The 13,943-nt window shown below is 36.8% G+C and carries 13 protein-coding genes; 11 read left to right on the forward strand and 2 right to left on the reverse strand.

Going from position 1 to position 13,943, the window contains the following annotated elements:
- Positions 1-155: 155 nt before the first annotated feature.
- Both ACFO0S_RS04170 and ACFO0S_RS04175 read right to left on the reverse strand, forming a co-directional pair.
- The gene (locus ACFO0S_RS04170; RefSeq protein ID WP_378140521.1) at positions 156-1,064 is read right to left on the reverse strand and encodes an HD domain-containing phosphohydrolase; all 909 of its coding nucleotides are present in this window, start codon (positions 1,062-1,064) and stop codon (positions 156-158) included.
- 76 nt (positions 1,065-1,140) lie between these two features.
- Complete coding sequence (locus ACFO0S_RS04175; protein ID WP_378140524.1) at positions 1,141-1,836, reverse strand: nucleotide exchange factor GrpE; 696 nt, start codon at positions 1,834-1,836, stop codon at positions 1,141-1,143.
- A 386-nt stretch (positions 1,837-2,222) separates the two neighbouring features.
- On the opposite strand from ACFO0S_RS04175, the gene ACFO0S_RS04180 reads away from it, so the two are divergent.
- From ACFO0S_RS04180 to ACFO0S_RS04230, 11 genes are all read left to right on the forward strand, one after another.
- Complete coding sequence (locus ACFO0S_RS04180) at positions 2,223-3,518, forward strand: Zn-dependent hydrolase (RefSeq protein ID WP_378140526.1); 1,296 nt, start codon at positions 2,223-2,225, stop codon at positions 3,516-3,518.
- A 324-nt stretch (positions 3,519-3,842) separates the two neighbouring features.
- Positions 3,843-4,841, forward strand: coding sequence for a LacI family DNA-binding transcriptional regulator (locus ACFO0S_RS04185; protein WP_378140529.1), 999 nt, complete (start codon positions 3,843-3,845; stop codon positions 4,839-4,841).
- 13 nt (positions 4,842-4,854) lie between these two features.
- Positions 4,855-5,625, forward strand: coding sequence for an SDR family NAD(P)-dependent oxidoreductase (locus ACFO0S_RS04190; protein ID WP_378140531.1), 771 nt, complete (start codon positions 4,855-4,857; stop codon positions 5,623-5,625).
- 24 nt (positions 5,626-5,649) lie between these two features.
- Positions 5,650-6,834, forward strand: coding sequence for an iron-containing alcohol dehydrogenase (locus ACFO0S_RS04195; RefSeq protein ID WP_378140617.1), 1,185 nt, complete (start codon positions 5,650-5,652; stop codon positions 6,832-6,834).
- 14 nt (positions 6,835-6,848) lie between these two features.
- Positions 6,849-8,270, forward strand: a complete 1,422-nt coding sequence (locus ACFO0S_RS04200; protein ID WP_378140533.1) for an aldehyde dehydrogenase family protein — start codon at positions 6,849-6,851, stop codon at positions 8,268-8,270.
- Positions 8,271-8,512: 242 nt separating this feature from the next.
- Positions 8,513-9,502, forward strand: coding sequence for a Bug family tripartite tricarboxylate transporter substrate binding protein (locus ACFO0S_RS04205; protein WP_378140535.1), 990 nt, complete (start codon positions 8,513-8,515; stop codon positions 9,500-9,502).
- Positions 9,503-9,558: 56 nt separating this feature from the next.
- The gene (locus ACFO0S_RS04210; RefSeq protein WP_378140537.1) at positions 9,559-10,059 is read left to right on the forward strand and encodes a tripartite tricarboxylate transporter TctB family protein; all 501 of its coding nucleotides are present in this window, start codon (positions 9,559-9,561) and stop codon (positions 10,057-10,059) included.
- 32 nt (positions 10,060-10,091) lie between these two features.
- Positions 10,092-11,576, forward strand: a complete 1,485-nt coding sequence (locus ACFO0S_RS04215) for a tripartite tricarboxylate transporter permease (protein WP_378140539.1) — start codon at positions 10,092-10,094, stop codon at positions 11,574-11,576.
- Between the two features lie 85 nt (positions 11,577-11,661).
- Positions 11,662-12,339, forward strand: a complete 678-nt coding sequence (locus ACFO0S_RS04220) for a FadR/GntR family transcriptional regulator (protein ID WP_378140541.1) — start codon at positions 11,662-11,664, stop codon at positions 12,337-12,339.
- Positions 12,340-12,361: 22 nt separating this feature from the next.
- Entirely contained in the window at positions 12,362-13,033 is a 672-nt protein-coding gene (locus tag ACFO0S_RS04225; RefSeq protein WP_378140543.1) for an aspartate/glutamate racemase family protein, read from the forward strand.
- Positions 13,030-13,938, forward strand: a complete 909-nt coding sequence (locus tag ACFO0S_RS04230; protein WP_378140545.1) for an NAD(P)-dependent oxidoreductase — start codon at positions 13,030-13,032, stop codon at positions 13,936-13,938. Before ACFO0S_RS04225 ends, ACFO0S_RS04230 begins: the two co-directional genes overlap by 4 nt.
- The last annotated feature ends 5 nt before the right edge of the window (positions 13,939-13,943 follow it).

Raw genomic sequence — 13,943 nt, forward strand, 5'->3', positions numbered from 1 at the left:
AGGGGTTTTCCAATTTCGTAGTTAGAGAAATTTTCCTATTTATCAATGGGAGCTAGTGGTCTTTACATGGATCTTCGGCTACAATGCGTAGCTATTAATACGAATCCACAAAAAAACAACGGCACCAGAAAAAATCCCCACCATTGTTCCTTATCTTATTCAATTTTCCCATCCTCTTTCAACACCTGTTCAAACGCTTCGACCACACTTGGATCATAGTGAATTCCACTTAGTCGTTTGATTTCATTCATTGCGTACTCCGCCGAATAGGCATTTCGGTAGGCTCGGTCTTCCGTCATCGCATCAAATGTATCACTGACTGCAATGATTTTCGCTTCCAAAAGAATCTCGTCTTCCTTGAGGCCACGGGGATATCCAGATCCGTCTAGACGCTCATGATGCTGCTCTAGAATCGGCTTAAGCGATTCATACATGGTACCTTCGAGCATCTTTGCACCATCCTCTGGATGCCGCTTCACCACATCGAACTCTTCCTTTGTAAGTTTTCCAGGCTTATTCAAGATTTCTGCAGGAATATCGATTTTTCCGATATCGTGCAAATACGCAGATTCTGTGATTCGGTTCAAGACATTGGTACTCACACGCAGTTTCCGAGCAATTTTCACAGCATACTCCGCCACGCGGTCGCTATGCATATATGTATAGTTATCCTTGGCTTCCACTTTCTTAACAATCTCCATAAGTGAGGAAATTTCCTTACTAACATTCACAAAGGTAGGTTCGGTGACAACCCATAAAACAGTAACCTCAGAGAGCGTCTTGAAAAGAATGGTGTCTATTAAGTTTTGAGCAGAAAAATAATCACCTGGAGAAAAGCAAACCATTTCTCCATCTAATTCACATTCGACTTCGCCCTCTAAAATATAATAAAACTCCATTACATCTGGATTTTCGGAAGGGTAGAGATAAAACAACTTATCTTTATCGATATTTTGAACCAAAACTTCTGCACCGTTTCCCCGGGCAAGCAGTCCAATTTTGCTGACACTATATTCGACTGTTTCAATCGTCGACCCCTTCTTACCAACAGTCAATCCTTCCAAATTAAACACTCCTCCAACTTTTCGTGCAAAAAAAGAGGCTCTGCATAAGAACCTCTTCATCATACCACTGTGTGATTTAGTTTTCACCCACAATTTTAATCGGGTCAATCCACTCTGATTTATATCCGAACTGAACCAATATCCAACTGCACTCCGCGATGACCCCTTTTTCAGCGGCCTTCGCAATGGCGCGCTCCGATATTTCCAGGGTCACATTGTAGCAGTCCTCAATTACTTCGTTCAATTCTTTAATATAATCTTCGGTTTCTTTCACAATCTTAAACTTTCCAGTCAGAGAGGCTTCTAAAACGCGACTTGTCTCAAGCAATTCCTCATCTGTTAAATCTGTTGCATGCAGGAAGTCCGAAACAAATGCATCAATTGCAGGCTGTGCCTCCAAGATATGATCTTTGGTGCGCTTTTGAACCTCAGCAATTTTTGCTTGGAGTTCACCGATTTTCTTCTCGCGTTTAGCCACTTCCTCAGCCGATAAATTTCCTCCGGCTATTTCGGAAGAGAGCTCAGTGATTTCTAGTTCCAATTTCTCAATCTCCACCGCATGTTTCCCACGAATTTTGTTAAGATACTCGTTTGTTAACTTGTCGGCTTTCTCAACTGACTCTGCAATCTTCTTATCAATCTCTGCATTCGCCTTCTCAATGAGAGCCACACCTTCGTTGTACTCTTTATCCGAATACTCCGCGGCAAAAGTAGGTGTTGCTGACATCACTAAGAACATAAATACGCCTATAACCCATAGAACCTTTTTCAACCTGACTCCTCCTCCAATGACTACCATCCGACTAATTGACGACTACTGTCTGACAATTAAGTCTATTTTATGATTCTATCGTCCTGCTGTCAATTCAATTCACAAACTCTTCACAATAAATTAAGAATAGATTGCCTATTATCCTCATTATTTCCCTTTTTAAATGGTTAAAATAACCTTTTTAATATGCCTTTTTTCTTTAAGTGGTAAGCGCCTTCTTAGCAAATTCATATAGTACCCCATTCACTTAGAACTACAGTTTAGATTAAAAGTATTCCCGACATGACAGAGTACAGTGTAGTCTATCATTCCAAGGGGACTCTAGTATTTCCCTAACAGAATTCCTCTGCTATACTTAGCCAAACGAAATAGAAGGAGGAAAAAGAATGTTCAGTTACGAAAGATTAGTAGACACCATACATGAAGTACCTACATATGAAGGAATTGACGCAAAAGAAGTTGCCGAGAAGCTGAATGAACTGATGCAGATTGGGAAAACGCCAGAAGGAGGCATGCACCGCTTTCCTTATACTGATAACGAGCAACAAGCAAAACAGGTCTTCGTTCGCTGGATGGAAGAGATGAACCTGGAGGTGCGGGAAGACGCCGTAGGGAATCTGTTCGGTCTATATAAGGGGCAAGACCCAAGTCTGCCTGTCGTCATGACCGGTTCTCATATCGATAGTGTGCCAAATGGGGGAGCGTTCGATGGGCCTCTCGGATGCATCAGTGGTTTGCTTGCGGTGAAGGTACTTCAGCAGAGAGGAATTCGTCCGCAGCGAGGCATTGAGGTCGTCGTCTTTGTTGATGAGGAGGGTGCGCGCTTCCGCAATGGGATCTTTGGTAGCCGTGTCTTGATGGGGGAAATGACTTTTGAGAACCTGACCCGGTTTGCGGATGACGAGGGCACGGCACTTGTTGATGCGATGCGTGCGAATGGGTTTGTCCCAGAGGACGTGCAGACAGCTGTGAGAAATCCTGACGAGATTCATGCGTTTCTTGAGCTACATATCGAGCAGGGCGTGAAGCTTGAAAAGAACGGAGTGAACATTGGTGTTGTGGAAGGGATTGCGGGGCCTGCATGGGTAATTGTGACGTTTAAAGGAAACACGGACCACGCTGGAAACACGCCAATGGATGCACGGAAAGATACAGTACCCGCTGCGGCAGAACTTATTCTGGCGGTCGAATCCTTCCCTGGTCAAATTAATGACACAGCGGTAGCAACGGTTGGCAAGCTTCAGGTGCTACCGAATGGGTCAAACGTCATTGCCGGAAAGACGGAAGTGACGATCGATGTGCGGGATATTTATGAGGACACGCGAGCTCAGTTGATCAAGAAGATTGAGCAGGAAGCGTATAACATAGCAAGCAGAAGAGGGCTGGCCATTGAAGTGGACACAGATACCAACATTCCTCCTGTCCTGGTACCAAACGAGATTCAGCAAGTAATTCGGGATGCTGCTGATAAGTGCGGGTTGTCAACCATGCCTGTTGTCAGCGGTGCTGGTCATGACGCCATGATTATGGGCAAATATGTCCCGTCCGGTATGGTCTTCGTCCCAAGCCACAACGGTAAAAGCCACTCTCCCGACGAGTGGACTGACCTTGCGGATTGTGTGCGCGGAGTGGCTGTAATGACGGAGGCTTTGAGGAATTTAGCAGAGAGTTACATGGAGTGAATCAAAGAGTAAAATAGTTTTAGATTGTGGTAGAATGTCAATCTCAAAAAATCGAGATATACGCTATTGGAGAATTGAAGTTTTACTTAACGGATTTATAGTTCTGTTAAGTAAAACTACCTTACCTAAAGATGTGGATAAGTAACTATCATTCTAAAAATATAAATAAATTAGAAAGTAATTATTTACAAACAAATCAGAATGTTCTACACTATTATTGAAAACGATTTCAAAAAGGCTATTTTTTTTATAATTTATTGAAAACGATTTCAAAAAGGCTATTTTTTTTATAATTTATTGAAAACGATTTCAAAGGAGGGTTTTATGAAGAGGAAAATAAATATAAAAGATGTAGCTAAATATGCTGGTGTTTCACCTGCTACAGTTTCAAGAGTGTTAAACAATTATCCTCATATTCGACCTGAAAAAAGAAAGCTAGTTGAAAACGCAATACAATTTTTAGAATTTAAACCTGATGAAATCGCTAGAAGTTTAATAACTAAAAAAACAAATACGATTGGTTTGATAGTAGATGATATTTCAAATCCGTTCTTTTCTGAAGCCTCCAAAATTGTTATTAACCAAGCGAGAAAATTGGGCTATGAAATTCTAATTTACGACCTCAGTGGAGATATCGATGTAGAACAAAGTTTAATATTCTTAAAAAATAGAAATATTTCAGGTTTACTTGTAGGGTCAGCAAGTATGGAAGAGGAAAAATTTAATCACTTAAAGGATAGTGGCATTCCCGTAGTCTACTTCAACCGAAGACCTTTAATAACAGAATTTGATACTGTTACTATGGATAATGAGCTAGCATCAGATTTAGCTGTTAATCATCTGGTTTCAAAGGGTCACTCGAATATTGTTTTTATAAGTGGGCCGATACAATTTTCCACTTATTTTGATAGGCTTAAAGGGTTTAAAAGTGCTTATACAAAAAGTGGAGCTTCAGATTTTGAGAAAAATATCTTGACTGGAGCATTTAACGAAGAAGATATTTTCTTGTTTATAAATGAATTATTTAGTACTGATAATACCCCTACTGCCGTTATTGGTGCATCTGATCAAATTGCTATAACAATCTTATCAGCTATTTCTTCATTAAAACTCGAAGTTCCAAAAGATGTTGCGGTTGTAGGTTTTGATAATATATCTATTTCAAAGAATCCCTATATTGGATTGACAACAATATCTCAACAGAAAATAAAAATGTTATCAAAGGCTTTATCAATGTTAATTGAGCGCATTGAGGGAAATGACTCAGAGAATCCGAAACATTTACTGATTTCGCCTATATTAATTGAAAGAAGAACAACTTAAAGGGGGTAATAAATTGAATTTTTTAAATGATTTATTTTCTTTAAAAGGAAAAGTAGCTATTGTTACTGGTTCAAGTAAGGGGATTGGTCGGGAAATTGCTATCGCAGTTGCAAAGGCGGGTGCAGATGTAGCGTTAGTTGCTAGAAATGAAAAAGAATTAAATTCAGTAGTCTTAGAGATAAAAGAGCTTGGCCAACAGGCACTTGCAGTGCCTGTTGATTTACTCGAAACTAGTAGAATTGAAAATGAAATAAAGAAAATAAATGATTACTTTGGGCACATAGATATTTTGATTAACAATGCTGGCGCTAACGTACCAAAACCAGCAACAGAGGTTTCTGTAGATGATTGGGATCGTGTATTAGACATTAATTTGAAAAGTACATTTTTTGTAACTCAAGCTGTTAGCAAATATATGTTACCTAGTAAAAAAGGAAAAGTTATTAATATGTCCTCCCAAATGGCTTTTGTTGGATTCTACAAACGGGCTGCTTATAGTTCAAGTAAAGGTGGACTTAACCAATTGACAAAAGCTTTAGCAATTGAATGGGCTGATCATAATATTAATGTGAACTCAATTGCACCAACCTTTATTAAAACACCTATGACAGAACCAATGTTCCAGGATAAAGAATTTTTAGGCGAAGTAATGGCTCGTATACCACTAGGTCGTTTAGGAGAAACAAAAGATTTAATAGGTGCAGTAATTTATTTGGCATCACCAGCATCAGATTTAGTTACTGGCCATACACTCGTAGTTGATGGTGGTTGGACAGTTTGGTAATCCAAGGAGGAAAGAAAAGTGAACATGACAATTAATAATCAGATTTTCGATTTCCGTATGCCAGGAAATGTTAAAATTGGCGCGAACTCTTTTAATACGATTCACTCAGATATAGAACAATTTCAACCTAAAAATATTTTATTAATTAGTGATAAAGGATTACAAGAGGCGGGAGTGGTTGAAAAAATTGTACACGACTTAAGTCGACATAATATACCTATTCAAACTTTCACTGATATTTCTGGAGAACCATATTTTGAAACTTTGAATTTAGCAATTCAGTTTATTAAAGATAATCAAAGTGACCTTGTGATCGGTATTGGAGGAGGAAGTGCGTTAGACGTAGCTAAAGCAGCAGCATGTCTTGCCAATAAAGAGGAAGACAATATAACTGAAATCCTTCTTGGGCACTCCACGCCACTATCTAAAGGAATCTCTTGTATTCTATTGCCCACGACTTCTGGAACTGGATCTGAAGTAACCATGAATGCCATATTTGGTGATACAAGTAATGGTGTGAAACGAGGGATTGTAAGTCCTTTTTATTTACCAGACGTAGCAATTATTGACCCTATTCTTACCCTTAGTTGCCCTGCGAAAGTTAGTGCGGCATCAGGTGTGGATGCTTTTACACATGCCATAGAATCATATATTGCAAAAAAAGCGACTCCATTAACAAAACTTTATGCGAGAGAAGCAATGGTGAAATTTCCAGCAAATATTACGAAAGCAGTATTTAATGGATCCGATTTAAAGGCTCGAGAAGAAATGTGTTGGGTAAGTTTCTTAGCAGGGGTTTCATTAGCAAATGCTGGAGTAGGAGCTGTACACGCTTTAGCATACCCTTTGGGTGGAAAATATCATGTACCTCATGGAGTAGCGAATGCTTTACTCCTACCCTATGTTTTTAAAGTGATTGGTAAAACTTGTATGGAAGAAATGGTTCATATAGCTAACTATTTACAATTAGGTGATTATACTGACAATCCTCATGAGGCATTGGGTAAAGTTGTAGAATATTTGTTTAACTTGTTAAAAGAATTAGGTCTTCCAAAAACTCTAAAAGAATTAAATGTTAATGAAAATGATTTAGAGCCAATGGCCAATGAAGCTTCAAAAGTTATTCGTTTATTGGAAAATACACCCTACGAATTAAATAAAAAAGAAATACATCAGATTTATATAAATTCGTTTTTCGGTAATGAATAAGGAGGAGTAACATCATGAAGAAAAAAATGTATATTAACGGTGAATGGGTAGATGGTGAAAAATATTCAGAACTATTATCACCTTATAATCAAAAAAAAATAGCAGAGATTCCTATAGCCTCTGAAGCTCAAGTTAATAAAGCAATCCAAGCTGCTTTTAAACATAAAAAAACAATTAGAAATATTCCTGCGCATATCAGAGCGGATATTTTATTAAAGGTTTCTACGTTATTAGAAGAAAAATCTGAGGAAGCAGCAAGAATTTTAGTTGCAGAAAATGCAAAACCAATTAGAGCCGCTCGTGTAGAGGTGGATCGAACGATTCAGACTTACAGATTTGCAGCAGAACAAGCAAAACAGCTCTACGGAGAAACAATTCCAATGGATGCTGCAAAAGGTGCGGAAGCTAAATTTGGATTCACTATAAGAGAACCTTTGGGGGTTATTGCAGCTATTACACCATTTAATTTCCCTTTTAATTTAGCGGCTCATAAATTAGGACCAGCAATTGCAGCTGGAAATACAATTGTTTTAAAGCCAGCTAGTCAAACACCACTGAGCGCAATATTTATTGCAGAATTGTTTGAAGAAGCAGGACTGCCAAAGGGTGTATTAAATGTTATCACAGGAAGTGGTTCTTTAATAGGAGACCTTCTAGTTAAAGATTCACGAATTAATATGATCACTTTTACTGGAAGTCTTGAAGTAGGTAAAAGAATAATAAAATTAGCAGGTTTGAAAAAAGTTACTTTAGAATTAGGATCCAATGCGCCTGTCATTATAGATAAAGTGAAAGATCTCGACAGAGCAGTTACAAAATGTGTAACCGGTGCTTTTGCATATTCAGGACAAGTTTGCATTTCTGTACAAAGAATTTATGTACACACTGAGATTTATAATGAATTTTTAGAGAAGTTTAAACATGAGAGTGAAAAATTAATTGTAGGTGATCCTTCTGACGATAATACCGATATTTCTGCTTTGATTAATCCAAAAGAACTAGAAAGAGCAAATGAATGGATTTCTGAAGCTGCAACTAATGGAGGAACTATTTATTCCGGCGGTTCTATGACTTCCAATTATTTACTGAAGCCTACTATTCTTATTAATGCACCTGAAAACTGTTCATTAGTCAAAGAAGAGGCTTTTGCTCCGATTGTAGTTGTTAAACCATTCGATTCAATTGATTCAGCAATTGAAGAGGCTAACATCTCTCAATACGGTCTTCAAGCTGGTATCTTTACAGATTCTATGCAAACAGCCCTCAAAGCTGTGAAAGAAATTGAATCTGGAGGAGTTCATGTGAATGATGTACCTACTTTCAGAGTAGATCATATGCCGTATGGCGGTATTAAAAACAGTGGTACAGGTAAAGAAGGTATAAAATATTCTACAGAAGAAATGACTGAAATAAAATTCGTATCCTTTACAGAATAATTTTTTAAACATCTGTTGACTTAAAAATTCATATGATGTATATTTTAAACTATCAAAAAATTTTAAACATTTGGTAATCTATTTTTTATTTTTTAATTAATGAAATCGATTTCAATAAAAGGGGTCGATTTCATTTATATAATAATTTGAAACCGTTTTCAAAAAAAAGGGGGGTTAGTAAGGTTTCGTAGCACAAAACGTTTTGAAGAGTATTAATTTAACGATTTATAGGGGGATGGAAAATGAAAAAGCGAGTGTTTGGAACTATTGGATTAGCATCTGTGTTGTTATTAGCGGCATGCGGAGATTCAAATGCAGGAGCGGTAGATGAAAACTACCCAACTAAGCCTATTACAGTAATTCAAGGCTTCGATCCTGGTGGCGGAAGTGATCAATTAGCGCAATTAACGCAACCTTATTTACAAGAGATTTTAGGTCAATCATTTACAAATGAATATGTACCAGGTGCAGCTGGAGCAATTGGCTGGACAAGGTTGGCAACTAAAGCGAAAAATGACGGATACACAGTTAGTATTACGAATTCACCGATGTTAATGACCAATTATATTATGAATTCTGAAATCACATATACGCTAGAGGATTTCGATCCTTTAGCAAATATTGTAACGGATCCTGGAATTATTGTTGTGGCAAAGGATAGCCCGTTTAACACATATGAAGATTTTATGAAACATGTAGAAGAAAATCCAGGAAAAGTTAATATTTCGAATTCTGGTGTTGGTGGAGATGACTTTTTCACTCAGTTGAAATGGTTAAAAGAAACAGGATTAGAAGCGGAATTAATTCCGTATGATGGGGATGGACCATCTTGGCAAGCAGCAGCTGGCGGAGATGTACATGCTAGTTTTAATAACTTAGGTGTAGTTTTCTCCCAAGTGGAAGCTGGAAACCTTAAAGCCTTAGCAGTCTTTAGTGAAGAGAGAATTGAAAGTCTTCCAGATGTACCAACAGTTAAAGAGTTAGGTACAGATGTTGTGTCAGGATCTTCACGAGGCTATAGTGCACCAAAAGGTTTACCAGACAACGTCAAGGAAGAGTTGTACGCAGCATTTGAAGCTTTAGAAGAAAACCAAGAATTTTTAGATGGATTAGAAAAAGTAGGTTTACCACTAGATTTACGAGTTGGTGAAGATTATATTGAGTTCTTAAAAGCAGACGAAGAGATTTCAAAAGAGATATGGGAAGAAGTTAAAAGTCAGTATCAACAATAAATAGTTAAGGGGATGAGAGATTCTCTTCCCCCTTCTTTATAGGAGTGATATGGGAAATGGTGCTCAAACACACTATTGCGACCTCATTAGTATTAATTCTTTGTATTGTTTTCTTCATGCAAACAATAAACTACCCTACTACTGCAGCTAGACTGCCTCAAATTTTGTTAGTGATTATTGCAGCTTTGGCTATCATTATGCTAATGAATGCCATTAGAGCTTCAAAAAACGAGAATGATAAATTTAGTAAAGAAATTAATATACCTGATTCTGAAATTCAGATGAATTCTTCAACTAATAATAAGGTTCAAGAAATTGTTAATGTAAAGCGTGTAGTAATCTTTGGATTATTAATAGCAGGTTACATTTTGTTAATGGAAATCATCGGATATTTTATAATTACTCCTTTATTTGTATTTATATCTCTAATGTATCTAAGGGCTACTACTTTAATATGGGCAATAATTCTTTCAATAGGATTTACAGCCTTTATTTACGGAATTTTTAGCATGTTCTTAAATGTTCCAGTACCACTTGGAATCTTATTTGGGAATTAAATTATTTTATAAATGCAGAAAGGAGCATCTAGATGACTGAGATATTGTCAGGATTAATATATGTATTATCGTTTTATAATTTGTTATTGATTGCAATTGGAATGCTATTGGGAATCTTTATAGGTTCGATGCCAGGACTTTCAGCCACGATGGCAATCGCTATTCTCTTACCACTTACATATGGTATGGAACCTGCATCTGGTATAGCGATGTTAGCCTCCCTATACATGGGTGCGATGTACGGGGGCTCCATACTTGCAATATTGATAAATACGCCAGGTACGCCTGCAGCAGCGGCTACTGGTCTAGATGGTTACAAAATGACCCAAAATGGACAAGCGGGTAAAGCTCTGGGTGTATCGTTGATCTCTTCTTTTGTAGGGGGATTAATTGGAGCGATTGTATTATTAACAATTGCCCCTTTGCTAGGTAAAGTCGCTTTACAAATTGGAGCTGTTGAATTATTTGCAATAGCAGTGCTAGGAGTAACTATTATTTCTTCTCTTGCAGCAGGATCAGCTGTGAAAGGATTATTAGCAGGAACCCTTGGATTGTTAATATCTTTAATAGGTATGGATTCCATTACAGCTACTCCACGTTTTACATTCGGAAATATTTATTTATTTGATGGAATATCATTCGTCGTTGCGTTGATTGGATTATTTTCAATTCCTCAAGCGCTAAAATTAATCGAAATGGATAAACCTGATGTAAAGGTAAATAAAATCAATGACAAAATATTACCGTCATTTAAAGAAATGTTTAAAATGAGAGGTACTCTTCTTCGTTCTAGTGTTATAGGCGTATTTACTGGATTAATTCCTGGTACCGGTGGAGATACGGCCTCTTGGTTTAGCTATAATGAAGCAAAAAGGTTTTCAAAAGAAAAAGAGAAATTTGGAACTGGCCACCCAGAGGGCCTAGCTGCCCCGGAATCAGCAAATAATGCAGTTGTAGGAGGGGCGCTTGTTCCGACTATCACATTAGGTGTTCCAGGGAGTTCTACAACCGCAGTTTTACTAGGTGGGCTGATGATTCACGGGATTTTGCCGGGACCTACTCTAATGACAGAACATGCTGATGTAGCATACACACTGATATGGGCTGTTTTTTTATCATGTTTCTTTATGTTAGGTATTGGATTGTTATATACAAAAGTTGCTGTTGGTGTTACACGTGTCCCTCCTAAAGTGTTAGCTCCAATAATTGTTTTACTTTGTGTAATTGGTACTTTTGCAGTCCATAATAGTATGGTTGATGTCATGATCATGTTTGGATTTGGGATTTTAGGTTATTTTATGGATAAATTAAGTATTCCTGTAGCACCAATGGTAGTCGGTTTGATTTTAGGAGGCATGCTAGATACAAGTCTTCATCAATCATTAAAAATTGGTGGTGGGGATTGGATGATTTTCTTAACAAATCCTGTATCCTTAGTAATCTTATTAATAGCTGGAATTACTATTCTTCAATCAACGCCATTCTTTGGTAAAGTAAAATCTATGATGAAAAAATAGCCGCATTTTATGGTCAAGTATAGGTTATACTTGACCAAAAGAATGATAAAATTCATCAGATGAATTTTAAGTTGGAGGGTTAGTTATGACTAAAATTGATTATCATCAACTTTTAGAAGAATTTGAAGAGAAAATTAAACAGCAAGAGTGGGTCAAAGGTAGTAAATTGCCAACAATAATAGAATTAGCAAAAAAATATCATGTATCTGTTTCGACAGTAAGAGAAATCTACAGGGCTATGGAGTCAAAGGGCTATATCACTATTCAACAAGGAAGAGGGACGTTCGTCACTTTTTCTGCCATTAATCATTCAGAAGATGTTGAAAAATCTTCTTTTTTAGAATTACTAAGAATTACAGAGTTTAGAACAATTATTGAACCAGCTTTTGCTGCTATGGCTGCAAGAGAAGCATATAACAATGAAATCAATCTTATTGTAGAATCAGCTGAAATAATGAAAAATATGGCGCTTAATAATGAAGTGACTACGAGTGAAGATTTAAGATTTCATAGGCTTATCGTTGAAGCTACCCATAATAAATACGCGCTAAAGGTATATGGAGATTTACAAGAAGACTTAAAAAGAATGAGGGCGTATACAAGAAGACCGCATATGGTAGAGAGAGCTGTTCAATATCATCAAATGATTGCAAAAGCGATCTCAAATCGAAATCCAAATGAAGCTAGAATGTTGATGGAATCCCATCTTCAATCTAATAGTGAGCTTGCAATGTACGAATTGAAAGATTCAAACAGTCTTTAAATTATGAGAGGAGTTTATTAAGTTGCGAATAGGTATTATTCATGCTACCCCTAATGCAGTTCAACCGTTAAATGAAGCATTCTCCCAACTTGCTCCAGATTTCACTATTTTTAATTTTGTGGATGAATATCTTCAATATTATGCTAATCAAATTAATGGTATTGATGAGACTGTTTATCAAGAGTTTGTGAGATTAGCGGTGCGGGCCCAGCAAGCCCAAGTGGATTTTATAGTTGTTGCTTGCACAGTCTTAACACCCATAGTAGATGTAGTAAAACCATTTGTAAATATTCCAGTTATAGCTGTAGATCGTCCCATGTTAGAGGCAGCCGTTTCTGGATATGAAAAAATAGGAATTGTAGCTACTAATGCGCCATCAGGTCCAGCTACCAGAGAGCAATTAATTCAATTAGCAAAAGAACTAAATAAAGAGATTAACGTTTTTGTAGAAATTGATGTAGAGGCTATGAAGCAATTAAAATTAGGAAATATTAATGAACATAACACTTTGAATGCACTAGCTGCTCAAAAACTAAAAGAAAAGGGTGCTGAATGTATAATTTTAGCTCAAGTTACTCAAGCCTCTGCTGAAGAAACAGTGAAACAATTTACTAATCTCAAAGTTTTAACGAGCCCTAAAGAAGCTGTAAAAAAAATATTGTCAAATCATAAATTAGGAGATGAATTAAAATGAAAAAATTAAGTTATGTTGGTTTAGGAGTTATGGGATACGGAATGGCTATGAATCTGGCTAAAGGTGAAAAAAGTGGTAAATACAAATTTTTAGCAGTAGACAGAGATGAACACGTCCTACAGAAATTTAAAGAAAAAGGCTATCAATCAACGAATGATATTGGAGAAGCTACTGATAGTGATTATATTTTTTTATGTTTACCTAATTTAGAGATAGTAAAAGATGTAGTGCTTGGTGAAAATGGATTAATACATAAACTAAAACCAGGTCAAGTAATTGTTGATTTCAGTACAATTAGTTATTTAGGAGCAATTGAGATAGCTGAAAAGTGTAAAGAGAAAAACATTGAATTTTTAGATTGTCCAATTTCTGGTCAACAATCTAAAAGTTTAGACGGAACTTTAAGCATAATGTGTGGAGGAAAGGAAGAAGTCTTTAACCAAGTTAAATCATATTTAGATTGTATGGGAAGTCAAGTTCTATACATGGGTGATAATGGTGCCGGTCAACTTACAAAAATGATTAATAACTGTGCGTTAAACATTTGTGTTGCAAGTTTTAGTGAGTTAATGCCAGTAGGGGTTAAACTTGGACTTAATCCGGAAAAATTAGGTGATGTTTTAATGACAGCCACGGGTTCCAGTTTTGCATCTCAAACATTAATTCCCAAAGTTCTTGAAGGTAATTTTGAGCACGGATTCTCACTAGGTAGAGCATATAAAGATATGGAAAGTATGTTTGAAGTCTTGACGAAATCTGAAATCCCGCTTCCAACATTAAGTGGTACAATGCAATCTTACCAAATGGCTCTTCAAAAAGGTTACAGAGATGAGTATAAACATGCGATGGTAAAAGTTTATGAAGAATTGTTAGATGTAAAAGTTCGTAAGGCAAATTACAACTAATACTA

It is taken from the genome of Chryseomicrobium palamuruense, assembly GCF_042649045.1.
GTDB lineage: Bacteria > Bacillota > Bacilli > Bacillales_A > Planococcaceae > Chryseomicrobium > Chryseomicrobium palamuruense.